Genomic DNA, 26,180 nt, shown 5'->3' with positions numbered 1-26,180 from the left:
TCTACGGCGCTTTCCAGGGCGCTTCTACAGCGGTACGCGCAGTGCCCCGTCGATGAGTTCGGCCGCCTCGGTGGTACCCGCGCAGTCGCTGCGCACCAGGTACTCGCGGACCGCGCGGAGTCTGTCGCGCAGCCGCTGGGACTCCATCCCCCGTGCCTGCTCGGCCATCTGCACCGCCGTGGCCACCGCTTTGTCGGCGTTTCCCTGGCGCAGTTCGATCTGGCTGAGCATGGCCAGCCGGTGCACCCGGCCCCGGTCGTGCGCCGGAGTGTCCACGGCAGCCGTGGCGTGTTCCCCCGCCGCCGTCAGATCGCCGAGGCTGAGCAGCGCCTCCGCCACCTGGACGTTGACGAGGCCCGGCTGGACATAGCCGGTCTCGTCGGGTTCGTAACCGCGCCGGATGCGTTCGGCGGCCTGCTCGGCACGCCGGATGCAGGACAGGGCGCTCGTGCCGTCGCCGAGGTGCGCGTACGCCTTCGCCTGCATCGCGTACAGGTCGGAGGCGAGCGCCGGGGTGATCTGCCGTCCCGCCGCCCGCAGCGCGGCCTCCGCGAAGGCGACGGCCTGACGGAACTCCCGCATGAACAACGACTGGTTGACGAGCAGCGCGATGACGTACGCGCCAAGTCCCCGGTCATTGCTGGCCTTTGCGAGCCTGAGCGCCTGGTGGAAGTAGCGCTGGGCGAGCCCGTGCGCGTCCGAGTCGTAGGCGCAGATGCCGGCGATGGCCACCAACCCGCCGGTGGCGCGGTGCAGTTGGCGGCCGGTGGCATCGGTGTAGCTGCCGCGCAGCAGGGGTGCGGTCTCGGAGTTGAGGAAGCCGACGATGCGGGTGCGGGTCGCGATGCCGCCGGCCTTGCGGTACATCTGCTCGTAGTGGGCGCGGGCCGCGCGCAGCATCTCGATGTCGGCCATGCTCACCCGGTGCCGGCCGCCGCGCGAGACGTCGACGTCGTCGGGCGGGTTCTCCCACTCCCACACGGGCATCACCGCGGGCGTTCCGGTGACGGCGGGGGCGCCGAGGATGTGCGGGCGCTGCTGTTCGTCGGAGCGCCACAGGGCGGTGGCCCGTTCGACGAAGCCGGAGAGGGAGGTGCCGTGCGGGGCGGACGGTTCGCCCGGTACGCCGAGGCCGATGTCGTCGAGGGTCACGGGTCTGTGGAGGCGGGTCGCGAGTACCTCGCAGATCAGGTCCGGGACCTGCCCCCGTGGCCGCTGGCCCTTCAACCACCTTGCCACGGCGGTGTGTTCGTACCGTAGCGCGAGCCCTCGGGCCCGTCCCGCCTGGTTCACGTGGGCGGCGAGTCCCGCGTGCGAGATTCCCGCCTCGTCCAGGATCGCGTCGAGGAGTGTGTTGGGCTGCATGGGAGGCCCCCCGGGTGAATCGGTGCGGACAGAGTAGTGCGGTTCGGTTCACACCGGGTGTGAACGGAGTGCGCGAATCCGTGGCGTGTGCGCGCTATTGCGGAGAGTTCCGAACCGGTTGACTGGATTGCCTCGCAAGAGGCCGGCCGGGCCGCCGGCTCCCCCTCGTAAGTGCGGCGGCCTGGCTTTGCGGTGGGGTTCGGAACAGTGCGACTAAACGCCGTTGTGTTGTGGGTAGTTGGTCGGGTGCGGGTCGCCCGTGACTGGTCGCGCAGTTCCCTGCGCCCCTAGGTTAGGAAACGCCAGCTTTCTGTCATTGCGCAGGATGAGTATCGCCACGTCATCTGTCGGGGTGCCGCCCGCGTGGCGGAGTAATGCTGTGAAGACCGAACCCAGAACCGACTGGGGTACGGGGAGCGGGTGTTGGGCCACCGCGGCGGTCAACGCATCCTTCAACGGAAAGAAACGGCCCCGCGTGTCACGGGCGTCCTCCGCCCCATCCGTGTACAGGAACAGCGCCTCGCCCGGGAGGAGTTGGCCGCAGCAGACGAACGGCAGCTCTGTCGGCAACGGGAACGGGCCGAGAGGTGGGAGTGGATCCGCCCGGGCAAGTGGTTCGACACTCGCCCCACTCAACAAATACGGCCACGGGTGGCCACAGTTCAGCCCCCGTACTTCCCCGTCCCTCCCGATCTCCAGCAGCAGTACGGTGACGAACTCCTCGGCGACCGGGCTGTCGGGATCGAGGGTGCCCGTCGACGGGTGTTCCGCGCGGGCGCGTTCGCGGAGGTGGCGGGCGAGGGCGCGCTCCAGCCTGCGCAGGACGCCCTCCAGGTCGGGCTCGTCGTGGGCGGCCTCGCGGAAGCTGCCGAGGACGGCGGCGACCGTGCTGATCGCGGAGATGCCGTGGCCGCGCACGTCGCCCATCACGACCCGTACGCCGTGCTCGGTGGCGATCACCTCGTACAGGTCGCCGCCGACCACCGCACCGCGCTCCGCGGACAGTTGGGCGGCGGCGATGTTCAGCCCGTCGAGACGGGGCGGCAACGGTCGCAGCAGGGCGTTCTGCGCGGCGCCGGCGATCTGGCGGACCTGCCGGAGTTCGCGGAGCAGGGAACGGCGGACCTGGACGATGAGCCCGGTGCCGACCGCGAAGAACACCGCGCTGGTGACGATGCGGGCGCCCAGGCTGTTCTGCTGGGCGAGCGGGCAGGTGAGTTTGTAGGTGATCGCTATGGCTCCCCAGACCGTGGGCAGCCCCAGGGCGAGCGCCCTGCGCAGCGGACGGCGGGCACGCGTCCTCGGGCGCGTCCTACGGGGCACCCCAGCCTTGATGCGGATCATGCCTGTGGCCCCCCAAATAGGCCCCGACAGCGCAATCGGACCGACCCCGAAAGGCCGGTCCGATTCTGTCGACCACATGCCCCGATCGGGCCACATCACCGAGACTTCTCACCCGAACGAGTGAGACACCCCGGGATGCGTGCATTTATGCAGGTGGGCCTTAAAACACAGGCCAGGAGGAGCGCCCCTTTCAGGGGCGCGGGGAACTGCGCGACCAGCCACAACGAACCCGCAGCCGGCAAACGACAGCAGCTCCCCACCCCTTAGCCGCGTCTTATCCGCGAAGCACCGCCCCAACCCGCTCCCCGGCCAACGCAACCGCCGCATCCCGAGCCGCGGACGCCTCATCGACAGTCAACGTCCGATCACCCGCCCGGAACCGCAACGCATACGCCAGCGACTTCTTGCCCTCGCCCAGCTGCGCGGCATTCTCGTAGACGTCGAACAGCCGGATGGACTCCAGCAGTTCACCCGCCCCTTCACGCAACGCAGCCTCAACCCCCGCATGCGGCACAGCCACATCAACAACGAGCGCGACATCCTGCGTAGCAACAGGGAACGTGGAGATCTTCGGCCCCTTGGGAACCCCCGAAGACGCCAACTCAAGGACATCCAGGTCGAGTTCCATCGCACTGGTACGCGCGGGCAGACCCAGGGTCTTCAGCACACGCGGGTGCAACTCACCGGCGTACCCGATGACTTGCTCAACACCCTCGACGACAACCGCGAGTTCCGCACACCGCCCCGGATGCCAGGGCCCGTACTGCCCACCCCGCACAACGAGTTCGGTCCCGGCCTCACGCGCAAGCACCCGCGCCGCCTCGACCGCGTCGGCCCAATCAGCCGGACGCCCCTTGCCCCACCACCCGGCCTGCTCACGCGCGCCCGCGAGGACAACGGCGGCATGCCGAGGCTGGACAGGAAGCGCCTCGGTGAGCGAGGCGATCTCCTCGTCGGTAGGACGCCGGTCGACAGGCAGCCGTACCGCGATCTTCAGCTCTTCACGCGGATGGAAGACCAGCCCGGTCTCGAACAGGGCGAGGTCGTGCGAGCCCCGGCCGTCGTTCCGCCGCAGCGCACCCAGCAGCCCCGGCAGCAACGTCGTACGAAGCGCCGGCTCCTCGTCCGAGAGCGGGTTGACCAGCTTGACGACCTTGCGGTTCGGGTCGTCGGCGGTCAGGCCGAACTGGTCGAAGACGTGCTCGCCGATGAAGGGGTAGTTCGGCGCCTCGACATAACCGGCACCGGCCAGCGCGCGGCCGATCCGGCGGTGGAGGCGCTGGCGGTCGGTGAGGCCCCGGCCCGCAGGGGGCTTGGGGAGCGTGGAGGGCAGGTTCTCGTAGCCCTCCAGGCGGATGACCTCTTCGGCCAGGTCGTTCGGGTCGGTGAGGTCGGGGCGCCAGGACGGGACGGTGACGATCAGCTCGTCCTGCCCGTACACGTCGCAGCCGACCTCCTGGAGACGCCGTACGACGGTCTCGCGGCCGTACTCGACACCCGCGACCTTGTCCGGGTGGTCCGCCGGGATGGTGATGGTGTGCGGGGCCGAGGGTGCGATGACCTCGGTGACGCCCGCGTCCGCCGTGCCGCCGGCGAGGAGGACCAGGAGGTCGACCGTGCGCTGGGCGGCGGCCGACGCGGCCTGCGGGTCGACTCCGCGCTCGAAGCGCTTGGACGCCTCGGAGGCCAGCTTGTGGCGGCGGGCCGTACGCGAGATGGAGAGCGCGTCGAAGTGCGCGGCCTCGACGACGACCTCGGTGGTGGTGCCCTCGGTGTCGTCGATCTCCGTGTTGGCGCCGCCCATGACGCCCGCGAGGCCGATGGGACCCCGGTCGTCGGTGATCACCAGGTCCTCGGCGTCCAGCGTGCGCTTGGTGCCGTCGAGGGTGGTGAGCTTCTCGCCCTGCGTGGCCCGGCGTACACCGATCGGACCCTGGACGCGGGAACGGTCGTAGGCGTGCAGGGGCTGGCCCAGCTCCAGCATCACGTAGTTGGTGATGTCGACGGCGAGCGAGATCGGGCGCATGCCCGCCTTCTGGAGGCGGCGGGTCAGCCAGAGCGGGGAGCGGGCCTCGGGGTCGAGGCCCGTCACCGTGCGGGCGGTGAAGCGGTCGCAGCCCATCGGGTCGGAGACCTGGACCGGGTAGCCGAAGGCGTTCGGCTGCGGGACGTCCAGCAGGGCCGGGTCACGCAGCGGGAGGCCGTAGGCGATGGCGGTCTCGCGGGCGACGCCGCGGATCGACAGGGCGTAGCCGCGGTCGGGCGTGACGGCGATGTCGAGGACCTCGTCGACGAGCTGGAGCAGCTCGATCGCGTCGGTGCCGACCTCGTGCTCGGGCGGCAGCACGATGATGCCGTGGGAGCCGTCGTCGCCCATGCCCAGCTCGTCGCCGGAGCAGATCATGCCGTGCGAGGTCTTGCCGTACGTCTTGCGCGCGGCGATCGCGAAGTCGCCCGGCAGGACCGCGCCGGGGAGGACCACGACGACCTTGTCGCCGACGGCGAAGTTGCGGGCGCCGCAGACGATCTCCTGAGGCTCACCGGTGCCGTTGGCGTGGCCGACGTCGACCGTGCAGAAACGGATGGGCTTCTTGAAGCCCTCCAGCTCCTCGATGGTGAGGACCTTGCCGACGACGAGCGGGCCCTTGAGGCCGTCGCCCAACTGCTCGACGGTCTCTACCTCAAGGCCCACGGAAATGAGCTTGGCCTGGACGTCACGGCCGGTCTCCGTCGCCGGCAGGTCGACGTATTCCCGCAGCCAAGAAAGCGGGACGCGCATCAGATCTCCATCCCGAACGGCCGGGTGAACCGGACGTCGCCCTCGACGATGTCTCGCATGTCTTCGACGTTGTGGCGGAACATCAGCATCCGCTCGATGCCGAACCCGAAGGCGAATCCGCTGTACTTCTCCGGGTCCACACCGCAGGCGACGAGCACGCGCGGGTTGACCATGCCGCAGCCGCCCAGCTCGATCCAGCCCTCGGAGGAGCAGGTACGGCAGGGGCGGTCGGGGTTGCCGACGGACTCGCCCTTGCAGACGTAGCAGAGCATGTCCATCTCGGCGGACGGCTCGGTGAAGGGGAAGTAGTTCGGCCGCAGCCGGGTCTTCATCTCCGCACCGAAGAGCGACTGGACCATGTGGTCGAGCGTGCCCTTGAGGTCGGCCATGGTCAGGCCCTCGTCGATGGCGAGGAGCTCGATCTGGTGGAAGACCGGGGTGTGCGTGGCGTCCAGCTCGTCCGTGCGGTACACGCGGCCGGGGCACACGATGTAGACCGGCGGCTCGCGGTCCAGCATGGCGCGGGCCTGCACGGGGGACGTGTGCGTCCGCAGCACGACACCGGACTCGTCGCCCTCAGTCCCCTTGGGGCCCTGGACGAAGAAGGTGTCCTGCATCTGCCGGGCCGGGTGGTCCGGGGTGAAGTTGAGCGCGTCGAAGTTGAACCACTCCGCCTCGACCTCGGGGCCCTCGGCGATCTCGTACCCCATGGACACGAAGACGTCGGCGACGCGCTCCATGAACGTGGTGAGCGGGTGCCGGGCGCCGGCCGGGACGCGGTCGTACGGCAGCGTGACGTCCACCGCCTCCTCGACCAGGACGCGGGCGTCGCGGTCGGCCTCCAGCTCGGCCTGGCGGGCGGCGAGGGCCTTGTTCACCGCACCCCGGGCCTGGCCGACGAGCTTGCCTGCCGCGGCCTTGGCCTGCGGGGGCAGCGCGCCGATCTCGCGGTTGGCGAGGGCGAGGGGCGAGGTGCCGCCGGTGTGGGCGACCTTGGCCTCCTGGAGCGCGTCGAGGTCGCCGGCGGCGGCGAAGGCGGCGAGCGCCTCGTCCCGCATGCGCTCGATCTCTTCCGGTTTCAAGGCCTCGACCTCTACAGGGTCGTACGACTTATTCGGTGCCGACATCTCTTCCCGTGCTTCCGGTTGGCTGGCGGATGGTCCCCGTCCCGACTCGACTCGGGGGACGCGTCGTCGTCCCTGAAACGGGGACGCAAAGGTGCCAAAGGCCGAGTCTAACGGGGGTGAGGCAGGTGACCTCGCCCGTGGGCCCTCGTCGGCGGCCGCTGCAGGGCTACTGCAGATACGCCGGGGTGCCCACGGGCAACGTAAATCGGAACTCGGCGCCGCCACCGGGGGCGCGGCCGACCGTGATGGTGCCACCGTGGGCTTCGACGATGCCCTTGACGATGTACAGCCCAAGGCCCGTGCCGCCGCGCTTGCTGCCCCGCCAGAAGCGGGTGAAGACGCGGTTCATGGACTCCTCCGGGATGCCTGGGCCCTCGTCGCTCACCGTCACGGATGTGCCGGTCTCCTCGCCCTCGCGCGGGGACGCGGAGGCCGTGACGTCGATGGTGACGGTTCCCTCGCCGTGGCGCACCGCATTTTCCAGCAGGTTGCTCAGCACCTGGTCGACCTTGTCGGGGTCGGCCCACAGATCGGGCAACGGCTGCTCGACGCGGAGCAGGAACCGGTCGGCGGTCTGCCCCGCGGCGACGTACGCCTGGATGTGCCGGCCGACGGCGGCGCCCATGTCGACGGGCTGGCGGCGCAGCTCCAGCCGCCCGGAGTCGATGCGGGAGATGTCGAGCAGCTCGGCGATGAGCCGGGTGACGCGGTTGGCGTCGGCGTCGACGGTCTCCAGCATCAGCCGTTTCTGGTCGTCCGTGAACCGTTCCCACTTGGCGAGCAGGGTCGCGGTGAACCCCTTGACGGAGGTGAGCGGAGAACGCAGCTCGTGCGCGACGGTGGCGATCAGTTCGGCGTGACTGCGCTCGGTACGACGCCGGGCCTCGGTGTCACGAAGGGAGACGACAACCCGCCGCACAGGCCCGAGAGGCTCGGCACGGACATAGCGCGCGGTGACAAGAACCTCATGCCCACCCGGCAACAGCAAATTCCGCTCGGGCTGCCGCACCCGAATGGCCAACCCACCGTAGGGATCGGTCAGTTGCCACCACCGTCGCCCCTCAAGGTCCTCTAACGGAAGGGCCTTCTCCAACCTCTGCCCGAGAGCATCAGAGGCGGCGATGGAGGTGATGCGCTCTGCGGCGGCGTTGAAGCAGACGACATGACCGTGCTCGTCGGCGATCACGAGACCGTCGGGCAGCTCGTCGGGGTCGATGCCGAGGTCGTCGTGCCGGGCCTCGGACGGCCGGGGCACGCCCCGTGCTCCCGGCGCGCTGCTCGTGCCGACAGTCATCCCCGTACCCCACCTCTTCTCATACGGCGCAGGTGGCCCCCGAGCTGGTCACCCTACTAGCTGCCGGTGACAGAGCGGCACCCTCCGGAGGCGCGCTGTGCACGCGCCGACGCATACAGACATACGGCGGCGGCGGTGGCGAGGTTCAGGCTCTCGGCCTTCCCGTGGATCGGAACCCGCACAACGGCGTCCGCAAGCACCCGAGTCTCCTCCGGAAGCCCCCACGCCTCGTTCCCGAACACCCAAGCGGTGGGCCCACCCATGGTCCCCCGATCCAGCTCGTCGTCGAGGTCATCGCCCCCGGCCCCATCCGCGGCAAGAATCCGCACCCCGATCCCCTTGAGCCCGGCCACAGCCTGCTCAACGGGCACCCCGACGGCAACGGGAAGATGAAACAGGGAGCCCACGGACGCCCGTACAGCCTTCGGGTTGTAAAGATCCACAGAAGCATCGGTCAGTACGACAGCCTCGGCCCCGGCGGCATCGGCACACCGCAGCACGGTGCCGGCATTCCCGGGATCCCGCACATTGGCAAGCACGGCAACCAGCTTGGGCCGCCCCTTGAGAATCTCCTCGAAGGAAGTGTCAAGAAACCGACAAACCCCGACGAGCCCCTGCGGGGTCACGGTCGTGGAGATGTCGGCGATGACCTGCTCATCGGCGAGATGCACGCGGGCCCCGGCGTCGCGAGCCTCACCGACGATGTCGGCGTACCGCTCAGCGGCTTCAACGGTCGCGAACAACTCAACGAGCGTGTCCCCGAACCCCGCGGCCTCCCGCACAGCCTGCGGCCCCTCGGCAAGGAACAGCCGCTCCTTCCCCCGAAAATTCCGCCGCTCAAGCCGCCGAGCAGCGGCAACACGAGAGGAACGGGGAGAAATAAGCTCGGGACCGTTCGGGGACATACTCCGCTTCACCTTCAATCTCAGGCCGACCGTGTTCCTTTTAGGGGCGCGAGGAACTGCGCGACCAGCCACAACGCACCCGCACCCGACAACGCACCCGCACCCGACAACGAACCGGGCCGCCCCAGCAACAAAGGACCCGCAGGCAGAAACCTGCGGGTCCTTCAAGTCACCGCTCAAGCCAGCGCAGCGTCACGCAGCCTTGGGGGCGTTGACGTCGCTGGGCAGAGCCTTCTGCGCAACCTCGACCAGCGCAGCGAACGCACCGGCGTCGTTGACAGCCAGCTCCGCAAGGATCTTGCGGTCGACCTCGATGTTCGCCGCGTTCAGACCCTGGATGAAGCGGTTGTACGTGATGCCGTTGGCGCGGGCAGCAGCGTTGATGCGCTGGATCCACAGCCGACGGAAGTCGCCCTTGCGCTTCTTGCGGTCGTTGTAGTTGTAGACCAGCGAGTGGGTGACCTGCTCCTTGGCCTTGCGGTACAGGCGCGAACGCTGACCGCGGTAGCCGGAGGCGGCTTCGAGGATCGCCCGGCGCTTCTTGTGGGCGTTGACTGCCCGCTTGACGCGTGCCACTTGTTTAACTCCTTGTAGCGGGGCCGTGGTGGGACTCACACGGCCCGGAATCGATGGGGTCCCGGTCCAGACGTACGGCGCTCAACAGGAGCGCCGCGTACGTCACTTGCCGAGAAGCTTCTTGATCTTCTTGGCGTCGCCCGGGGCCATCTCGGCGTTGCCGGTGAGGCGACGCGTCACGCGGGACGACTTGTGCTCAAGCAGGTGGCGCTTGCCGGCACGCTCGCGGAGCACCTTGCCGGAGCCGGTGATCTTGAAGCGCTTGCTGGCACCGCTGTGCGACTTGTTCTTCGGCATAGCGCCGTATCTCCTCGTCGGTGGCGCTCCGGTGCCCGGTCGTGAAACCGGGCACGGTGGAGCGTCGCTCTTGTATCGGTTACATCCCTGGACCGGAGTCCGGGGATCAGGCGTCGGCGCGAGCCTCGGCCGGGGCCTCGACGATCTCGGCCGCGTCGACGTTGTCCTCGCCGGCGAGGTTCTCGTCGTCGAACTCGGACTCCGCGGCGTTCTGCGACTTGCCCGGGTTGGCCTTCGCTTCCGCCTTGCGGGCGGCCTGGGCCTCACGGGCCTCGGCCATCGCCTCGGTCTTCTTCTTGTGCGGGCCGAGAACCATGATCATGTTTCGGCCGTCCTGCTTCGGGTTCGACTCGACGAACCCGAGGTCGGCCACGTCCTCCGCGAGACGCTGCAGCAGTCGGTAGCCGAGCTCCGGCCGGGACTGCTCGCGACCACGGAACATGATCGTGATCTTGACCTTGTCACCCTGCTTCAGGAACCGGACGACGTGACCCTTCTTGGTGTCATAGTCGTGCGGGTCGATCTTCGGCCGGAGCTTCATCTCCTTGATGACCGTGTGCGCCTGGTTCTTGCGCGCCTCACGGGCCTTCATGGCCGACTCGTACTTGAACTTCCCGTAGTCCATGAGCTTGCAGACCGGCGGACGTGCACTCGCCGCAACCTCGACCAGGTCCAGGTCGTACTCCTGCGCAAGCTCAAGGGCCTTGGCAAGCGGAACAATCCCGACCTGCTCGCCGCTCGGACCGACAAGTCGCACTTCGGGAACGCGAATCCGGTCGTTGATACGGGGCTCGGTGCTGATGGATCCTCCTCGGTTAGCACCACACGGCCATCTGGCGGACGGCCGCGTTGTCTCTGGTAGACAGACCTAACCGCGCCGGAACACAAAAAATGCCCCGGACGATCACAAGACGGGGCTCCAAAACACTGCCGGAGCACCGCCGCGATGATCGCGGGGCGCGCTTTCGGGCGACTCCATCGTCCGTACGGAACGATGGTGACCGCCTGACCGGGGTGACCCGCCGTCCGTGAGGACAGTCAGGTGGGAGATCGGAGCCTCCACTTGTTGGCCGGGCACCACAGTGCCTGGCCGGTCATCACACAAGGTTAGCAGCTCCCCGGGGGTGGTGCGAACCGCCGTACACCGGGCCCTATCGTGTGGGGCATGAGTGACACGCCTCCCGAGTCCCCGAATGTTGACGCCCCCGACTTCGACGCCATGGCCCGCGACATCGCGGAGGTCCCGGCGGTCGAGGTGATCGTGACGGTCGCCGTGAACCTGATGAGCGCCGCCGCCGTGAAGCTGGGTCTGACCGAGGAGGGCGACAAGTACAAGGACCTGGACGAGGCCCGCAAGCTGGTCACCGCCCTGGCCGGCCTGCTCGACGCGAGCGCGACCGAGATCAGCTCGTTCCACGCGGCCCCGCTGCGCGACGGCCTGAAGTCCCTCCAGCTGGCCTTCCGCGAGGCATCCCTCGTCCGCGACGAGCCGGGCCAGGGCCCGGGCGAGAAGTACACGGGCCCGATCTACGGCTAGCAGCTCACCCCCTACGTACGTACAAGGGCTCGCCCGGAGGCGTCGCCCCGGCCGGCAGCAGTGCCAGGTCGAGGCCGCGCACCAGGCGGGCCCTCAGCGTTTCGTCGTCGGCCAGACGCCGGGCCACCGCGCGGGCGGCGTCGGCGGCGGGCGCGGCCGGGTCGAGCACGAGCGCGAGGGTGCCGTCGGCCTGGCCAGGACCGAGGTGCGCACGCAGCACGGCGGGCTCGGCGGCGACCGCGACCCGTACCGCTTCCACCACGGCCGGGTCGGTGAGCGGATCGGCGGTAGTCCGCCCTTCCGCCACCGCGAGCAGCGCGGACCCGCTCAGTTCGTACGGCACCGGCCCGGCCAGGTCCAGCACGATCGTGTCCGCCTTCTCGTGCACGGCGGCCTGGAGGGCCTGGTGCAGCGGTACGGCCACCGGTCGCGCCGCCGGGTCCCAGCGGGCCAGCGAGTCGGTGGAGGTGAAGGCGGGCAGCGCGGTCCGCCCACCGGCCTTCAGCGTGGGCACGGCCATGTCGCTGGTCTTCTCGCGGCGCAGCCCGTTCTCGTCCTCCTCGACCTCACCGAGCACGGCCACCACGGGCACGAGCAACCGGGCGCCCTTGAGGGCCTCCAGGACGGGTCCTACGGCAGTGCGGTCCTCGGCCCAGGCGGCGAGCGCCGCGCTCAGTGCGGGATCGGCCGTGCCGTCGTCGTCGGAGTAGCCGGAGTCGGGAATGTTCTTGTTCGCCACGGTGACCGACCCTATCGGGGGGATGCTGCAGGGCTTGTGCGGGTCCTGAAACCCGAAGGACACAGCTTTCACACGTTTCTCAGACACAGTTGACAGACATCTAACGTCCGTCTCACGTTTCGCACAGTCGGCGCCAGCAGCATCGCGGGCATGGAGTCTTCCAGAGCCGACCGCCGAAACCACCGTGCGCGTCCCTCCCGACGCCGTCCGCTCCCCTACATCGCCCTCGCCGCTGTGGCCGTCGTGGGCGTCACGGCGGCCGGAACGGTGTATGTGAAGGCACACGCTCACTCCGGCGCCGTATCGTCGTCGACGGCGCCGGAGGCCTCGGCGTCGGCGTCGGGCAGCGGGGAGGCGACGGTGGAACCTGTGACGCAGCCGACGGTGGACTACGACGCGCTGCTGGCGAAGGCGATGAAGTCGGTGACTCCGACGGGCGACCAGAAGGTGTCGGTCGCGGTCCTGGACGTGACCTCCGGCGAGAGCGCCACGTACGGCGACGCCGCCTTCGACACGGCGAGCATCGTCAAGGTCGACATCCTCGCGACGCTGCTGCTCCAAGCGCAGGACGCGGGGCGCCGGTTGACGGCGACGGAGAAGTCGTACGCCACCACGATGATCCAGAACAGCGACAACGACTCCGCGACGGCGCTGTGGAACATCATCGGCACGGCGGACGGGCTCGGCAAGGCGAACAAGACGTTCGGACTGACCGGCACCACGGGTGGCGCGGGCCCGCTCTGGGGCCTGACCCAGACCACGGCGGCCGACCAACTCACCCTGCTCCAGCAGGTGTTCGGGGACGACTCGAAGCTGAGTGCGGCCTCGCAGTCGTACATCCAGGGTCTGATGAAGGAGATAGAGGCCGACCAGCAGTGGGGGGTGTCGGCCGCGGCCGACGGCTCCAAGTGGGCGTTGAAGAACGGGTGGTTGGCGCGCAGCACGACCGGTCTGTGGGACGTCAACAGCATCGGCCGGGTGACCGGCACGGACGGCGACACGTACCTGGTCGCCGTGCTGTCGAAGGGCAGCACGACGCAGACCAAGGGCATCACGCTGATCGAGGCGGCGGCGAAGGCGGGGGTGGCGGCGCTCGCGAAGAGCGGCGACTCGGCTACGACGGCATCGGCGTCCGCGACCGCGTCCGACTGACGCCGCCGCTCACCGCCGCGCTCAGAACCCCTCGTGGGGGCGCCGGCGTCGGCCGCGCCACAGGACGACCGCGACGACCAGCAGGACTCCGCCGACGCTGCCGGCGAGGGGGCCCGCCCAGTCGGACGTACTGCTGTCGGTCTTGGCGGCGTCCGGTCCTGAGCCGAAGTACTTCTTGCCGTAGGCGACCGAGCGCAGGCCGGTCGGTTTGAGGGCGGCAGCTGCCTTGATGGCGGCGGCGGGGTCGATGAAGCCGTAGCCGCGGGAGTCGTCGCGGCCGGCGGCCGGGGGGTTGCGGGCGGTGTCTTCGAGGAGCTTCTTGATCTGGGCCGGGGTCAGTCCCGGGTGGGCCGCCTTGATGAGCGCGACGGCGCCCGAGACGAAGGCGGAGGCAGCACTCGTACCCCACCCCTCGTAGTACTTGTGGTCGGGGTCGGCGATGACGACGTTGACACCGGGGGCGCTGACCGTGGCGTACCAGCGGCGGGTGGAGAAGGAGGCGCGGGTGCCGAAGCGGTCGACGGCGGTCGCGGCGATCACGCCCGGGTAGGCGGCGGGGTAGGAGACGTGGTCGCCCTTCTCGCCGCCGTTGCCGGCCGAGGCGACGACGGCGACACCCTTCTTCAGGGCGTACTGCACGGCCTCGTCCTCGGCGGGCTCGGGGTGTGCGGAGGCGGAGTCGTCGCCGAGGGAGAGGTTGATGACGTCGGCGCCGTGGTCGGCGGCCCAACGGATGCCGTCCGCAAGGGCGTTGCCGCGGGTGGTGCGGGCCTTGGCGCGGGCGGAGTCGCCGTCTTCGAGGATCACGCGGACGGGGAGGATCTTGGCCTCGGGGGCGATGCCGATGACTCCGTCGGTGTCGCCGGGGCCGTGTCCGTGGCCGGCGATGATGCCGGCCATGGCGGTGCCGTGCCGGGCCCAGGCGCGGTCGCCCGGCTTGGCTCCGAAGCCGACCATGTCCTTGCCGGTGAGGACGTTGCCGGCGAGGTCGGGGTGGTCGGCCTCGACGCCGGTGTCGAGAACGGCGACGGTGATGCCCTTGCCCTTGGTGGTCTGCCAGGCCTGCCGGGTGTGCATGGCGTCCAGGGCCCATTCCTGGGCGCGTATGCCGTCGGCGTGCGCGACGGTGGACGGGACCAGGGCGAGGGAGGCGGCCAGGAGGCCGCTCAGCACACCGGCCCGACGGACGATGACGCTCATGAGGTCTTTTTCTCCGAGCTCTCTGAGGTCGTCGAGGCCCCCGAGGGCGAGTCGACGGTTTTGCGCAGGCTCCGCTCGACGCGGTCGGCGAGCCCTTGTGCCTCGTTGCCGAGACCGGCCTGGGCGGGGGCTTCGGTGCCGCCGGACGTGACGGCCTGGTCGGCGGGTTCGGGTACGTCGACCGTACGGCCGTCCGCCCAGCCCGAGACGGCGTAGACGACGACGGGGGCGTCGGTGAGGACGGAGACGGTCCACGAGGCCCGCTGTTTGTCGCCGAAGGCGGCGGCGAGGGTGCCCTTGGCGGCGTACGGGCGGGGCATGAGGTCGGTGCGGTTGCCGAGGTTCTCGTTCTTGAACCGGGTGGAGAGGGCGGTCATCGCGGCGATGTCGGCCTTGGTGAAGAGGATGCCGACGGTGGTGACGTAGCTCTGGGTGGCGTCGGTGTAGGTGGCGCGGAGGAGCCGCTGGCAGCCGACGGGGGCGAGCACGTCGCTCAGCAGCGGGTCGAAGGCGTTGGCACACCCGCTGTCCGGGGCGACGGCGATCCGGGTCCAGGTACGGTCGGCACCGCCGGGACCGGCACCCTGCCCCTCCACGCTGGGCGGGAAGAGCTGATCGACCGGCACGCTGTGCCACAGTTGCCCGGCGGTGGCGAAGGAAGTGGCGCCACCGTCCGCTCCGTCGTCCCCCGTGAGCCAACTCCCGGTCACCGCACCGCCGATGAGCCCGATCCCGAGCACGACACACACCCCGACAGCAGCGGTCCGGGACCGTATCCGCGCCCCCAACGGCCGCGCCCGCACCCGCTCGTCGTACCCCTCGGGCTCCCCGAACGACACGATCGGGCGTCCTTCGGCGGGGGGCGGGAGGGGGGAGTTCCAGGAGAAGGCGGGGTCGGGGGGAGAGGTGGGGGTGGAGTTGGGCGCGGGGCGCGGCATCTCGGATGCGGGGCGGGTGGGGGTGCCGGGGGTGGAGGGGGACCAGGCGGGGGTGTGGGGGGTGGTTTCGGTGGGGGTGGGGTGAACGGGGGTGCCGGGGGTGGTCGTTGGCCAGGATCGGGGGGCGGTGGTGTCGGGGGTGGGGCCAACTCCGGTACCGGGAGGGGTTGGTGACCAGGCTCGGGTGTCTGGGTCGTCGGTGGTGGGCCCAACTGCCGTACTGGGAGCGGCTGGTGACCAGGCGGCGGTGTCGTCGACGGTCGGGCTCTGTGCGGCGGGCGCGGAGGAATCGGAGCCGGCGGGACCACTGGGGTGGGCGTCGGTCGGGCGGGTACCGGAGGGGTAGGGCGATGCGGGGTGGGCGTCGGCCGGCCGAGTGTCAGAGGGGTAGGGCGGGTTGGCACCGGAGGGCGACCACGCACCACGGGTGGGCGCACCGCCGGTGGGGTCCGTGAACGACTCACCTCGCCAAGGGGTGTCCGGTCGGCGCCGATCGGTGGTCTCCGAGGGGGACTCGGGGGCGGGGCGGGGCGGTGTTCCCGGGCGAGTGGAGTCCTCGCAGAGTCGCTCGGACGGCTGGGGCGAGGGCTCGGCTGTGGGGCGGGGCGGGGTGGCGGGGCTGGCAGATGTTCCCGGGCGCGTGGGGATATACCGCTGCGAGCCGGATGCCTCACGCGGGGGCTCGCCCTCGGAGCGCGGCGGAGTCACCGGGCCAGGAGGCGTCGCCGGACGAGCAGAGTCCTCACGGAGCCGGTTCGACGGCTGGGCCGAGGGCTCAGTTGCAGGGCGGGGCGGAGTATTGAGGGCGGCAGATGTTCCCGGCCGGGTGGGGACATAGCCCTGCGAGTCAGGCGACTCACGCGGAGCCTCGGCTGAGGAACCGGGCGAGGTAGTGGAGCCGGCGGATGTTCCCGGGCGCGTGGGGATATACCGCTGCGAGCCGGATGCCTCACGCGGGGGCTCGCCCTCGGAGCGCGGCGGAGTCACCGGGCCAGGAGGCGTCGCCGGACGAGCAGAGTCCCGACCCAACCGGTCCGACGGCTGGCTCGAAGGCTCGGCCTCCGGAACAGGCGGAGTGGTGGGGCCGGTAGATGTCCCCGGACGGGTCGGGACGTAGCGCTGCGCGTCAGACGACTCACGCGGAGCCTCGCCCTCAGGACGGGGCTGAGCAGCGGGACCGGGAGGCGTTCCGGGGCGACCGGGGGCATGGCGAAGCCGATCGGACGACTCACCAGGGCCCTCGCCGGCAACGCGCGGCGGGACAACCGGAGCAGGAGGCACCGCCGAGCGAGCCGAATCCTGACCCGCCCAATCGAACGCCTCACCCGGAGTCTCGCCCACAGGACGCGACGGAGCAGCGGAACCCGGAGGCGTTCCCGGACGCCCCGGAACATGGCGAAGCCGTTCAGACGTCTCACCAGAAGCATCACCCGCAGCACTCGACGGAGCAGCGGAGCCCGCAGGCGCTACCGGGCGACCGGGGGCATGGCGAAGCCGATCGAACGGCTCATCGGAGGCCCCACCCGCAGAACCCGACAGAGCAGCCGAGCCCGGAGCCGTTCCCGCGCCACCCGGAACATGGCGAAGCCAATCGGGGGCCCCACCGGAGGCATCGCCCGCAACGCGCGGCGGGACAACCGGAGCAGGAGGCATCCCCGAGCGAGCCGAATCCTGACGCGACCAGTCGAACGCCTCGCTCGGAGCCTCACCCGCAGGCGCTACCGGGTGGCCCGGGCCATGGCGAAGCTGATCGAGCGACTCATCGGACGCCCCACCCGCAGGACCCGAGGGAGCAGCCGAGCCCGGACGCGTCCCCGCGCCGCCCGAGGCATGGCGAAGCCAGTCGGACGAGCCGTCAGGGCTCTCGCCCGCAGCGCGTGGCGGGGTGGAGGAGCCGGTCGGTGTGGTCTGGTGGAACCGAGCCGCCGTCTCCGAACTGGGTTCCCCCAGCGCCTCGTTACCCCGTGGCCCCTCCGTGGGGCGGTGCGGCGGCCGGGGTGGGACGGCACCCGGCGTGGTTCCTTCGAAGTTCGTGCGGCGGGCCTCGCCGCCGGGCGCGGGCGGGGTGTCCGGGAAGCGTGCCGATGCTGGAGGAGGGGGCGGACTCACGGGGTCCGTGACGCGGGGCGCGAAGGGCCGAAGGCCGGGAAAACGCGGCCGCCCGTCGGAAGAACCCGATGCGGAACCGGACCCCTCGCGATCATCGAAGCCGTTGTTCCGAGCCGCGGCGCGGGGATCAGGGCCGTTGCCCGGAAACACCCTGCCAGCATCAGGACCGTTACCCGGAGACACCGAGCCGGCGTCGGACCCACCGTTCTGCGGTGCCGTACGGCGCCCGTTACCGCCGCCGTCCCACCACCCCGTGCTGGACCCGTCGCCCCCGCTCCCGCTCCCCGCCGCCGTACCGGAACCCGGCGCGAACGGCTCACGCCCGGTTCGCGAAGCTCCCGCAGCCCCGGAAGCCGCCGAGGCACCCGGCACACCCGTGCCGTCGTTCGCTCGCGCATCCCCCGCACGCCGCCGCCCGCTCGCGTGCGCACCCGAAGGGGGCCGCCGGTCCGACGCCCCACCGTTCGTCGGCACGCTCGGCATCCCCGGCGCGCTCCACGCGTCCCACGAACTCGAAGTACCGAACGTACGAGGCCTGTTCGGCGCAGCCGGCGTCCCCGGGGCACCCGAAACCGGACCACCCCTCAACGCGGAACCCGAAGCACCCGCCGAGACCGAACCCGAACCGGAACCCGAAGCACCCCCCGAGGCCGGACCCGAACCGGAACCCGAGGCCGGACCCGAACCGGAACCCGAAGCCGGTCCCCAAGCAGAACCCGAAGCCGGACCAAAAGCGGAACCCGAAGCAGCCCCTGACACACCCCCCGAAGCCCCAGCCGCCCCCGTCGCCCTGGCCGCCCCAGTCACCCCGCTCGTCCCAGCCGCCCCCGTCGAACCGGAATGCGGTCGGTCCAAGTCCTCGCCCGTTGCCGTCGCATCAGTCGCATCGTCAGACGCGGGCTGCCCCACCGAGTCCGTCACGTTCCCCGAATTCGTCACGTTCACCGAGTTCATCGGGTTCACCGAGCCTGAAGAGCCCGAGCCCGCCGGTCCAGGGGCGCGTCGCGCTTCCGTGCTCATGCACCCCCCGTTTCCTCGTACCCGGGCCACCGTTTGTCCGTACGCGGGGCCGGTGTACTCCTGCCCTTGCTTGTATACGGGCCGGTGTCCACCCCGTCCTCACCGGCACGACCACAAAATCGTCCCCGGCAACGCATACCCGCAGCGGCGGACCGCCATCCCGGGCGCGGTCGAACGACCGGCGGCGTTTCCTCCGTGCGTGCGCGTCACTCTACGGGTTGCCCCCGCTCGAACGGGAACCAGTCCACACCCCCGGGGCATCTGCCCGGAACGTCCCCCTACCCTGCGGTAATCCTGTCTGGCAGGCTGCGTTCATGACTGCGCGCGCCGCCGACCGGGCCCGTTACGACCGGGCCACCGCCCACCTCGACGCCCCTCTCGCGATCGTCGACCTGGACGCCTTCGATGCCAACGCGGACGACCTCGTCCGCCGGGCCGGCGGCAAGCCGGTCCGCGTCGCGAGCAAGTCCGTCCGCTGTCGAGCGCTCCTCGAACGCGTCCTGGCCAGGGACGGCTTCGCGGGCCTGATGTCCTTCACCCTGGCCGAGTCGCTGTGGCTCGCCCGCTCCGGGTTCGACGACGTCCTCCTCGCCTACCCCTCCGCCGACCACGCCGCGTTCGGCGAACTCGCCAACGACCCCAAGCTCGCCGCCGCCGTCACCGTGATGATCGACGACCCGGCCCAGCTCAAACTCATCGACGACTCACGCGACGGCGGCACCGAAGTCATCCGCGTCTGCCTGGAGTTGGACACCTCGCTGCGGATGCTCGGCGGCCGCGTCCGCATCGGCGCCCTCCGCTCCCCCCTCCGCTCCCCCACCCAACTCGCCGACATGGCACGGACCGTGTCCCGCCGGCCCGGCTTCAAGGTCGTCGGGATCATGGCCTACGAAGGTCACATCGCCGGCGTCGGCGACTCCGTCGCGGGGCGGCCGTTCCGGTCCCGCGCCATCCGGCTGATGCAGGCCACCGCCAAGCGCGAACTCGCCGAGCGACGTGCCGAAGTGGTGCGCGCGGTCAGGGCAGTTGTGCCCGACCTGGAGTTCGTCAACGGAGGCGGCACCGGCAGCGTCCAGCACACCGCCGCCGAGGACGCCGTGACCGAGATCGCGGCCGGTTCCGGGCTGTACGTGCCGCGCCTCTTCGACAACTACACGTCGTTCCACGGCCGTCCGTCCGCACTCTTCGCCATGCCCGTCGTACGGCGCCCGGGCGTCGGCGTCGTCACCGTCCTCGGCGGCGGCTACCCCGCCTCCGGCGCCGCCGGCCCCGACCGCCTCCCGGTGCCGTACCTCCCGGAGGGCCTGCGCTACGACCCCCAGGAAGGGCCCGGCGAGGTCCAGACGCCGCTGCTGGGCTCCCCCGCCGACGATCTGCTGATCGGCGACAAGGTGTGGTTCCGGCACGCCAAGGCCGGTGAACTGTGCGAGCGCTTCGACGCGTTGCACCTGATCGAGGGCGACGCGGTGACCGCCACGGTGCCCACCTATCGCGGCGAGGGCATGACGTTCCTCTGACGGACCGACAAAAACGCACGACGGCCCGGAAGTTCTTCCGGGCCGTCGCTGTGTGCTGACCTACCGACCTCACATCGGCGTGACGTACGCCCCCGAAATCCCCCCGTCCACAAGGAAGTCGGCCGCGTTGACGAACGACGAGTCGTCACTCGCCAGGAACGCGACGGCCGCGGCGATCTCGGTCGCCTCCGCGAAACGGCCGACCGGGATGTGCACCAGGCGGCGCGCGGCCCGCTCGGGGTCCTTCGCGAACAGCTCTTGCAGGAGTGGGGTGTTGACCGGCCCCGGGCACAGCGCGTTGACGCGGATGCCCTCGCGGGCGAACTGCACGCCCAGTTCACGGGACATGGCCAGCACGCCGCCCTTGGACGCCGTGTACGAGATCTGCGACGTCGCCGCGCCCATCCGCGCCACGAACGACGCCGTGTTGATGATGGAGCCCTTGCCCTGGCGCCGCATGTACGGGATCGCGGCCTTGCAGCACAGGTACACGGACGTGAGGTTGACATCCTGGACGCGCTTCCAGGCCTCAAGTCCCGTGTCCAGGATGGAGTCGTCGTCCGGCGGCGAGATGCCCGCGTTGTTGAAGGCGATGTCGACGCTGCCGTAGGTGTCGAAGGCCGCCTTGAAGAGCGCCTCGACCTGTTCGGGGTCGGTGACGTCGACCTTCACGAACAGCCCGCCGACCTCGTCGGCCGCCGCCTTGCCGTGGGTCTCGTCGATGTCGCCGCAGACGACGTTGGCGCCCTCGGAGGCGAGCCGGCGCGCGGTGGCGAGGCCGATGCCGCTGCCGGCTCCGGTGATGACGGCGGTACGGCCGACGAGACGCCGGCAAACAATCTCTGAGGTCACTGTGCGGAGCCCTCCGTACTGGTCGAGACATTGCGGGTGGAGACGTCGCTGATGAAGACGTTCTTGGTTTCGGTGAAGGCGGTGAGCGCGTCCGGGCCGAGTTCGCGGCCGATCCCCGACTGCTTGAAGCCGCCGAAGGGGGTCCAATAGCGGACGCTGGAATGGGAGTTGACGGACAGGTTGCCCGCCCGGACGGCCTGCGAGACGCGCAGGGCGCGGCCCACGTCCCGGGTCCAGATGGAACCGGAGAGGCCGTAGTCGGTGGCGTTGGCCAGGCCGATCGCCTCCGCCTCGTCCTCGAAGGGGAGGACTACGGCGACCGGGCCGAAGACCTCCTCGACGGCCACGCGCGCCTGCGGGTCGACGCCGGTCACCACCGTCGGCGGGAACCAGAAGCCGGGCCCCTCGGGCGCCGTGCCCCGGATACCGCCGAGGTCGTCCGTGACGTACGAACGGACCCTCTCCAGCTGGACCTTGGAGATCAGGGGACCCATGTCCGTCTTCTCGTCGGCCGGGTCGCCGACCGTCACCCCCTCGACCGCGGGGGCCAGGAGCTCCAAGAAGCGGTCGTAGACGCTGCGTTGGACGAGGATGCGGGTGCGGGCGCAGCAGTCCTGGCCGGAGTTGTCGAGGAAGGACATGGGCGCGGCGGCGGCGGCCGCCTCGATGTCCGCGTCGGCGAAGACGATGTTGGGGCTCTTGCCGCCGAGTTCGAGGGTGACGCGCTTGAGGAGCTCCGAGCCCTTCGCCAACACCTGTTTGCCTACGGCGGTTGAGCCGGTGAAGACGATCTTCGCGACGCCGGGGTGCTCGACGAGCGCGGTGCCCGCGACCGGTCCGTGGCCGGGGAGGACCTGGAAGAGGTGCTCGGGAAGGCCTGCTTCCAGGGCGAGTTCGGCCAGTCGGAGCGCGGTCAGCGGGGTCGTCTCGGCCGGCTTGAGGATGACCGCGTTGCCCGCCGCGAGCGCCGGCGCGGTGCCCCACGCGGCGATCGGCATCGGGAAGTTCCAGGGGGCGATCACGCCCACCACGCCCAGCGGTTCGAGGATCGTGATGTCGAGGCCGCCCGAGACCGGGATCTGACGACCCGTCAGCCGCTCCACTCCCCCGGCCGCGTAGTCGAGCAGATCACGGACGTTGCCGGCCTCCCAGCGGGCGTTGCCGACCGTGTGCCCGGCCTCGCGGACCTCCAACTGGGCCAGTTCTTCGAGGTGTTCGTCCACCGCCGTGGCGAAGCGGCGCAGCAGCCGGGCCCGGTCGGCGGGCGGGAGCGCGGCCCACTTCGCCTGGGCCCGGGCGGCGCGTACGACGGCGGCGTCCACGTCGGCCGCGGTGGCGGCGGGGACGGTGGCGATGACCTCCTCGGTGGCGGGGTTCAGTACTTCCAGCGGGTGCTCGGCAGGCAAAGCAGTCCTCACAGACGTTCGAAGGAGCGACGCAGCTCCCAGTCGGTCACCGCGGCGTCGAAGGCGTCCAGTTCGACGCGTGCCATGTTGCGGTAGTGCGCGACGACCTCGTCGCCGAAGGCGGCCTTGGCGATCGGGCTGTTCTCCCACAGCTCGGCGGCCTCACGGAGATTGGTGGGGACGTGCGCGTAGTCACCGCTGTAGGCGTTGCCCGCGCAGGCCTCCGGCAGCTCCAGCTTGTGCTCGATGCCGTAGAGCCCGGCGGCGACCAGGCCCGCCACCGCCAGGTGGGGATTGACGTCCCCGCCGGGCAGCCGGTTCTCGAAGCGCATCGAGCGGCCGTGGCCGACGACCCGGAGGGCGCAGGTGCGGTTGTCGTAGCCCCAGGCGACGGCGGTCGGCGCGAACGAGCCCGGCTGGAACCGCTTGTAGGAGTTGATGTTCGGGGCGTAGAGCAGCGAGAAGTCGCGGAGCGCGGCGAGCTGCCCGGCGAGGAAGTACCGCATGACCTCGGACATGCCGCCGGGGTCGTCCGAGGTGCCCGCCATGGCGTTGCCGCCGTCGGCGTCGGCGAGCGAGAGGTGGATGTGGCAGGAGTTGCCCTCGCGCTCGTTGTACTTCGCCATGAAGGTCAGCGAGACACCCTCCTGGGAGGCGATCTCCTTGGCGCCGGTCTTGTAGACGGCGTGCTGGTCGCAGGTGACGAGGGCGTCGTCGTAGCGGAAGACGATCTCGTGCTGGCCCGGGTTGCACTCGCCCTTGGCGGACTCGACGGTCAGTCCGGCGACGGTCATGTCGTTGCGGATCCGGCGCAGCAGCGGCTCGATGCGGCCGGTGCCCATCACCGAATAGTCGATGTTGTACTGGTTGGCCGGGGTGAGCCCTCGGTAGTTGGCGTCCCAGGCCTGTTCGTACGTGTCCTTGAACACGATGAACTCCAGCTCCGTACCGACCTGCGCGGTGAAACCGTGCTCGGCGAGGCGCTCCAGCTGGCGGCGCAGGATCTGGCGGGGCGCGGCCACCACCGGCGATCCGTCGTTCCAGGCGAGGTCGGCGATCAGCAGGGCGGTGCCGGCGTTCCAGGGCACACGGCGGAGGGTGGACAGGTCCGGGTGCATGGCGAAGTCGCCGTAACCACGTTCCCAGGAGGACATCGCGTAGCCGTCGACCGTGTTCATCTCGGTGTCGACGGCGAGGAGGTAGTTGCAGCCCTCGGTGCCGTGCCGGAGCACGTCGTCCAGGAAGAACTGGGCGGCGAACCGCTTGCCCTGCAGCCGCCCTTGCATATCGGGGAAGGCCAGGACAACAGTGTCGATCTCACCACTGGCGACGAGGCGTTGGAGTTCCTCGACGCTCAGTGGGGGTGTGCGGTCTGCCACGGGAAAGCCTCCTTCGGCTTCTACGGTCAGCCGGAAGCCATAAGGTATTGCGGAGAACCATTGCTTGGGAAGGGGGTGCCGCCATATGTCACTGGATGCGGAGGACGGCCTTGAGGACCGGTTGACCCCGGTCCTGCGGCCGGTGCGGGCGGGCAACGGATTCGAAGAGGCGCTGGAACAGATACTGCAGGTCGTACGGCTGGGTCTGGTGCCGGGCGGCGAACGGTTGCCGGCCGAGCGGGAACTGGCCGAGCGGCTCGGGATCAGTCGGGTGACGCTGCGCGAGGTTCTGAAGGTACTGCAGGACCAGGGCCTGGTGGAGTCGCGGCGCGGACGCTACGGCGGGACGTTCGTCCTGCCGAAGTCGGACGCGGGCGGCGAGGACGAGCTGCGGCGGCGGATCAGCGCGGTCGACATCGAGGACGTACTGCGGTTCCGGGAGGTGCTGGAGGTCGGCGCGACGGGCCTGTGCGCGTCCCACGGCCTGACCAAGGAGCAGGCGGACCGCCTGCGCGAGGCGCTGGCCCGCACCCACGACGCCCCGCTCGCCGACTACCGCCGCCTGGACACCCTGCTCCACCTGACCCTGGCCGAGCTGTGCGGTTCACCGACCCTGACCGCGCAGTACGCGGCGGTACGGGCCACGGTGAACGACCTCCTCGACTGCATCCCCCTCCTCGTCCGCAACCTGGAGCACTCGCAGCGCCAGCACATCGCGCTGGTCGAGGCGGTCCTCGACGGGGACGCGGACGGGGCGCGGGAGATGATGCGCGAGCACTGCGCGGGAACGGCGGCACTGCTGCGCGGGTTCCTCGCATGACCGCCTGACCAGCGGGGTAGTTCAATGGTTCGCACGGAGTCCATTCAATTCGCTTCACGTCGGAGGGGTGCATGGCGGGCAGGCCGCTGATCGGCATCAGTACGTATCTGGAGGCCGGAGCGCGTTGGGGCGCCTGGGAGTTGGAGGCCGCGCTGCTTCCGGCCGGCTACCCGCGCCTCGTCCAGCGCGCGGGCGGTCTCGCCGCGATGCTGCCGCCCGACGCCCCCGAGCACGCCGCGGCGACCGTCGCCCGCCTCGACGGCCTGGTGATCGCCGGCGGCCCGGACGTGGAACCGATCCGCTACGGCGCGGAGCGCGACCCCCGCTCCGGCCCGCCCGCCCCCGCCCGCGACGCCTGGGAACTCGCCCTGATCGAGGCCGCGTTGACGGCGGGCATCCCCCTCCTGGGCATCTGCCGGGGCATGCAGCTCCTGAACGTCGCCGTGGGCGGCACCCTCGTCCAGCACATGGACGGCCACGCGGAAACCCCGGGCGTCTTCGGCCACCACCCGGTCAAGCCGGTACCGGGAACCCTGTACGCGTCGGCGGTTCCGGAGGAGACCTCGGTCCCCACGTTCCACCACCAGTGCGTGGACCGCCTGGGCGCGGGCCTGACGGTGTCGGCCTGGGCCGAGGACGGCACCCCGGAGGCCGTCGAACTCCCGTCGGCCGACTGGGTGTTGGGGGTGCAGTGGCATCCCGAGATGGGTGAGGACCTGAGGGTGATGCGGGCGTTGGTCGCGGCGGCCACCATCCCTGCGGCGCCGACTTCAACCATCCCTACAGCGCCGTCTTCGACCATTCCTACGGCGCCGTCTTCAACCGCTTCCTGAGCCAGGCCAGGGCCGCGTCGCCCTGGGCCCGTTGGAACGCGCGCACGGTGGGCAAGCCCGGCGGTGACGGCCGGAGCGAGTGCTCGACGAAATAACCGGCGAGGCCCGCCAGGGTGGCGGTGACACCGGACGGGTCCGCGCCCTCGGCCAGGGGATGCCGGGTGAACAACTCCTCCGGATCCGGGCCACCTTGGGCGCGGACGCACGGCAGCATGACGAGCAGGTCGAACCAGGGCGCGGCACGGAGCGCGTGCGGCCAGTCGACGAAGACGACCCCTCCGTCGTCCGTGAGCAGCATGTTGTCGGCGCGCAGATCGGCATGCGCGAGGGTGTCACCGGCGGCGAACTGGGCCCAGGGGGCGGAGAGTTCGGCCAGTTCGGGAAGGTGCGCGGCCGTCCACGGGTCGAGCCGTCCCGTGACGTCGCCCGCCTCGCCGTCGAGCAGCCGACGCCAGCCGGCGAAGGCTTGGGCGAGGCTTTCGGCGACGGCCGGGGCGGCCACGGGGGACGGTGTGAGGCTACGGCCCAACTGCTCCACCGCATCCAGCACCCGCTCCAACTCGGCCTCCCGCCACGGGACATGCGGCTGCCGACCGGCCACCTCCTCGAAGACCAGGGCCACCCAGGTGCCGTCGTCGTAGGTGCCTAGGAGGCGCGGCGCGGGGACCGAAGGCGGAAGGGCGGCGGCGTTGCGGGCCTCCGTGCGGTGGAGTTCCGGGCTGTGGGGGTTGGTCTCGGCGCTGACCGCCTTGACGAAGGCGTGGGTGCCGGCGGCGGTGCGGACGCGGGCGGCCGTGCCTGGGGAGAAGCCGCCGGGTTGGGTGACGGCGTGGGCCACCGGTGAGCCGAGCAGGCGGGCGACGGCGTCGTGGAGGTGGGCGGGGAGGGTTTCCCAGGGGGTGCGGACGCCTTGGGCGGGCGGGGCGGGGCGGGTCATGCCGGTTATGGTGCGCAAGTGTTGCGGGCGCGCGCCAAAGGTTTTCGCCCCCGC

General features: G+C 70.6%; 20 protein-coding genes and 1 pseudogene. 5 read left to right on the top strand and 16 right to left on the bottom strand.

Features of this window, described 5'->3' with window-relative positions:
- Positions 1-24 precede the first annotated feature (24 nt).
- The 9 genes and pseudogenes from ACIBK4_RS34735 to infC all read right to left on the bottom strand — a co-directional run bounded on the left by ACIBK4_RS34735 (position 25) and on the right by infC (position 10,514).
- The gene (locus tag ACIBK4_RS34735) at positions 25-1,365 is read right to left on the bottom strand and encodes a transcriptional regulator (RefSeq protein ID WP_399001254.1); all 1,341 of its coding nucleotides are present in this window, start codon (positions 1,363-1,365) and stop codon (positions 25-27) included.
- Positions 1,366-1,578: 213 nt separating this feature from the next.
- Entirely contained in the window at positions 1,579-2,709 is a 1,131-nt protein-coding gene (locus tag ACIBK4_RS34730) for a PP2C family protein-serine/threonine phosphatase (protein ID WP_399001252.1), read from the bottom strand.
- 274 nt (positions 2,710-2,983) lie between these two features.
- Positions 2,984-5,488, bottom strand: a complete 2,505-nt coding sequence (gene pheT / locus ACIBK4_RS34725) for a phenylalanine--tRNA ligase subunit beta (RefSeq protein WP_399001250.1) — start codon at positions 5,486-5,488, stop codon at positions 2,984-2,986.
- Positions 5,488-6,615 carry a phenylalanine--tRNA ligase subunit alpha gene (gene pheS, locus ACIBK4_RS34720; protein WP_317775128.1) on the bottom strand — a complete coding sequence of 376 codons (1,128 nt, stop codon included), beginning with the start codon at positions 6,613-6,615 and terminating at the stop codon, positions 5,488-5,490. Before pheS ends, pheT begins: the two co-directional genes overlap by 1 nt.
- A gap of 166 nt (positions 6,616-6,781) precedes the next feature.
- A complete protein-coding gene (locus ACIBK4_RS34715) occupies positions 6,782-7,909 on the bottom strand; it encodes an ATP-binding protein (RefSeq protein WP_399001247.1) in 1,128 nt (375 codons plus the stop codon).
- Positions 7,910-7,965: 56 nt separating this feature from the next.
- A complete protein-coding gene (locus tag ACIBK4_RS34710) occupies positions 7,966-8,814 on the bottom strand; it encodes a TrmH family RNA methyltransferase (protein ID WP_399001245.1) in 849 nt (282 codons plus the stop codon).
- Positions 8,815-9,006: 192 nt separating this feature from the next.
- On the bottom strand, positions 9,007-9,390 hold the full coding sequence (gene rplT, locus ACIBK4_RS34705; RefSeq protein ID WP_019066261.1) for a 50S ribosomal protein L20: 384 nt from the start codon (positions 9,388-9,390) through the stop codon (positions 9,007-9,009).
- Positions 9,391-9,492: 102 nt separating this feature from the next.
- Positions 9,493-9,687, bottom strand: a complete 195-nt coding sequence (gene rpmI, locus ACIBK4_RS34700) for a 50S ribosomal protein L35 (RefSeq protein WP_019065473.1) — start codon at positions 9,685-9,687, stop codon at positions 9,493-9,495.
- A 106-nt stretch (positions 9,688-9,793) separates the two neighbouring features.
- Positions 9,794-10,514: pseudogene (infC, locus tag ACIBK4_RS34695) on the bottom strand (translation initiation factor IF-3).
- A gap of 338 nt (positions 10,515-10,852) precedes the next feature.
- Between infC and ACIBK4_RS34690 the strand changes: the two are divergent.
- The gene (locus ACIBK4_RS34690) at positions 10,853-11,224 is read left to right on the top strand and encodes a DUF1844 domain-containing protein (RefSeq protein ID WP_033282172.1); all 372 of its coding nucleotides are present in this window, start codon (positions 10,853-10,855) and stop codon (positions 11,222-11,224) included.
- Positions 11,225-11,228: 4 nt separating this feature from the next.
- Here the strand turns inward: ACIBK4_RS34690 and ACIBK4_RS34685 are convergent, their stop codons facing one another.
- Positions 11,229-11,963: an SseB family protein gene (locus ACIBK4_RS34685; protein ID WP_399001243.1), complete on the bottom strand. Its 735-nt coding sequence runs from the start codon at positions 11,961-11,963 to the stop codon at positions 11,229-11,231.
- A gap of 150 nt (positions 11,964-12,113) precedes the next feature.
- Between ACIBK4_RS34685 and ACIBK4_RS34680 the strand changes: the two genes are divergently transcribed.
- Positions 12,114-13,115 (top strand): serine hydrolase, encoded by a 1,002-nt coding sequence (locus ACIBK4_RS34680; protein ID WP_399001241.1) that lies wholly within the window; start codon positions 12,114-12,116, stop codon positions 13,113-13,115.
- Between the two features lie 21 nt (positions 13,116-13,136).
- On the opposite strand, the gene mycP is transcribed toward ACIBK4_RS34680, so the two are convergent.
- Together mycP and ACIBK4_RS34670 are read right to left on the bottom strand one after the other, a co-directional pair.
- Complete coding sequence (gene mycP, locus ACIBK4_RS34675) at positions 13,137-14,315, bottom strand: type VII secretion-associated serine protease mycosin (RefSeq protein ID WP_399001237.1); 1,179 nt, start codon at positions 14,313-14,315, stop codon at positions 13,137-13,139.
- Positions 14,312-15,154: a hypothetical protein gene (locus tag ACIBK4_RS34670; RefSeq protein ID WP_399001234.1), complete on the bottom strand. Its 843-nt coding sequence runs from the start codon at positions 15,152-15,154 to the stop codon at positions 14,312-14,314. Before ACIBK4_RS34670 ends, mycP begins: the two co-directional genes overlap by 4 nt.
- A gap of 3,542 nt (positions 15,155-18,696) precedes the next feature.
- Between ACIBK4_RS34670 and ACIBK4_RS34665 the strand changes: the two genes are divergently transcribed.
- Complete coding sequence (locus ACIBK4_RS34665) at positions 18,697-19,899, top strand: amino acid deaminase/aldolase (protein WP_399001232.1); 1,203 nt, start codon at positions 18,697-18,699, stop codon at positions 19,897-19,899.
- A gap of 69 nt (positions 19,900-19,968) precedes the next feature.
- Here ACIBK4_RS34665 and ACIBK4_RS34660 read toward each other — a convergent pair whose 3' ends face one another.
- From ACIBK4_RS34660 to ACIBK4_RS34650, 3 genes are read right to left on the bottom strand one after another with little or no spacing between them, the layout of a single operon-like run.
- The gene (locus ACIBK4_RS34660) at positions 19,969-20,751 is read right to left on the bottom strand and encodes a 3-oxoacyl-ACP reductase (RefSeq protein WP_019064934.1); all 783 of its coding nucleotides are present in this window, start codon (positions 20,749-20,751) and stop codon (positions 19,969-19,971) included.
- Positions 20,748-22,157, bottom strand: coding sequence for an aldehyde dehydrogenase family protein (locus ACIBK4_RS34655; RefSeq protein ID WP_399001229.1), 1,410 nt, complete (start codon positions 22,155-22,157; stop codon positions 20,748-20,750). Before ACIBK4_RS34655 ends, ACIBK4_RS34660 begins: the two co-directional genes overlap by 4 nt.
- An 8-nt stretch (positions 22,158-22,165) precedes the next feature.
- Positions 22,166-23,536, bottom strand: a complete 1,371-nt coding sequence (locus ACIBK4_RS34650) for a glutamine synthetase family protein (RefSeq protein WP_399001227.1) — start codon at positions 23,534-23,536, stop codon at positions 22,166-22,168.
- An 85-nt stretch (positions 23,537-23,621) separates the two neighbouring features.
- Between ACIBK4_RS34650 and ACIBK4_RS34645 the strand changes: the two genes are divergently transcribed.
- Together ACIBK4_RS34645 and ACIBK4_RS34640 are read left to right on the top strand one after the other, a co-directional pair.
- Positions 23,622-24,356 carry a FadR/GntR family transcriptional regulator gene (locus ACIBK4_RS34645; RefSeq protein ID WP_399001225.1) on the top strand — a complete coding sequence of 245 codons (735 nt, stop codon included), beginning with the start codon at positions 23,622-23,624 and terminating at the stop codon, positions 24,354-24,356.
- 71 nt (positions 24,357-24,427) lie between these two features.
- Positions 24,428-25,189 carry a gamma-glutamyl-gamma-aminobutyrate hydrolase family protein gene (locus tag ACIBK4_RS34640; RefSeq protein ID WP_399001223.1) on the top strand — a complete coding sequence of 254 codons (762 nt, stop codon included), beginning with the start codon at positions 24,428-24,430 and terminating at the stop codon, positions 25,187-25,189.
- Here ACIBK4_RS34640 and ACIBK4_RS34635 read toward each other — a convergent pair.
- Positions 25,161-26,126 (bottom strand): aminoglycoside phosphotransferase family protein, encoded by a 966-nt coding sequence (locus tag ACIBK4_RS34635; RefSeq protein ID WP_399001221.1) that lies wholly within the window; start codon positions 26,124-26,126, stop codon positions 25,161-25,163. The two genes, ACIBK4_RS34640 and ACIBK4_RS34635, sit on opposite strands and share 29 nt — an antisense overlap.
- Between the last annotated feature and the right edge of the window lie 54 nt (positions 26,127-26,180).

The organism is Streptomyces sp. NPDC050528, from assembly GCF_044457795.1.
In the GTDB taxonomy this organism is placed as follows: domain Bacteria; phylum Actinomycetota; class Actinomycetes; order Streptomycetales; family Streptomycetaceae; genus Streptomyces.
Note: the sequence above shows the minus strand (reverse complement) of the source record. Positions and strands in the feature narration are given on the sequence as shown.

Excerpts from the sequence above, each read along its gene's own strand:
- ACIBK4_RS34735 (WP_399001254.1), bottom strand. The coding sequence starts at position 1,365 with ATGCAGCCCAACACACTCCTCGACGCGATCCTGGACGAGGCGGGAATC.
- ACIBK4_RS34730 (WP_399001252.1), bottom strand. The coding sequence starts at position 2,709 with ATGATCCGCATCAAGGCTGGGGTGCCCCGTAGGACGCGCCCGAGGACG.
- pheT (WP_399001250.1), bottom strand. The coding sequence starts at position 5,488 with ATGCGCGTCCCGCTTTCTTGGCTGCGGGAATACGTCGACCTGCCGGCG.
- pheS (WP_317775128.1), bottom strand. The coding sequence starts at position 6,615 with ATGTCGGCACCGAATAAGTCGTACGACCCTGTAGAGGTCGAGGCCTTG.
- ACIBK4_RS34715 (WP_399001247.1), bottom strand. The coding sequence starts at position 7,909 with ATGACTGTCGGCACGAGCAGCGCGCCGGGAGCACGGGGCGTGCCCCGG.
- ACIBK4_RS34710 (WP_399001245.1), bottom strand. The coding sequence starts at position 8,814 with ATGTCCCCGAACGGTCCCGAGCTTATTTCTCCCCGTTCCTCTCGTGTT.
- rpmI (WP_019065473.1), bottom strand. The coding sequence starts at position 9,687 with ATGCCGAAGAACAAGTCGCACAGCGGTGCCAGCAAGCGCTTCAAGATC.
- ACIBK4_RS34690 (WP_033282172.1), top strand. The coding sequence starts at position 10,853 with ATGAGTGACACGCCTCCCGAGTCCCCGAATGTTGACGCCCCCGACTTC.
- ACIBK4_RS34680 (WP_399001241.1), top strand. The coding sequence starts at position 12,114 with ATGGAGTCTTCCAGAGCCGACCGCCGAAACCACCGTGCGCGTCCCTCC.
- mycP (WP_399001237.1), bottom strand. The coding sequence starts at position 14,315 with ATGAGCGTCATCGTCCGTCGGGCCGGTGTGCTGAGCGGCCTCCTGGCC.
- ACIBK4_RS34665 (WP_399001232.1), top strand. The coding sequence starts at position 18,697 with ATGACTGCGCGCGCCGCCGACCGGGCCCGTTACGACCGGGCCACCGCC.
- ACIBK4_RS34645 (WP_399001225.1), top strand. The coding sequence starts at position 23,622 with ATGTCACTGGATGCGGAGGACGGCCTTGAGGACCGGTTGACCCCGGTC.
- ACIBK4_RS34640 (WP_399001223.1), top strand. The coding sequence starts at position 24,428 with ATGGCGGGCAGGCCGCTGATCGGCATCAGTACGTATCTGGAGGCCGGA.
- ACIBK4_RS34635 (WP_399001221.1), bottom strand. The coding sequence starts at position 26,126 with ATGACCCGCCCCGCCCCGCCCGCCCAAGGCGTCCGCACCCCCTGGGAA.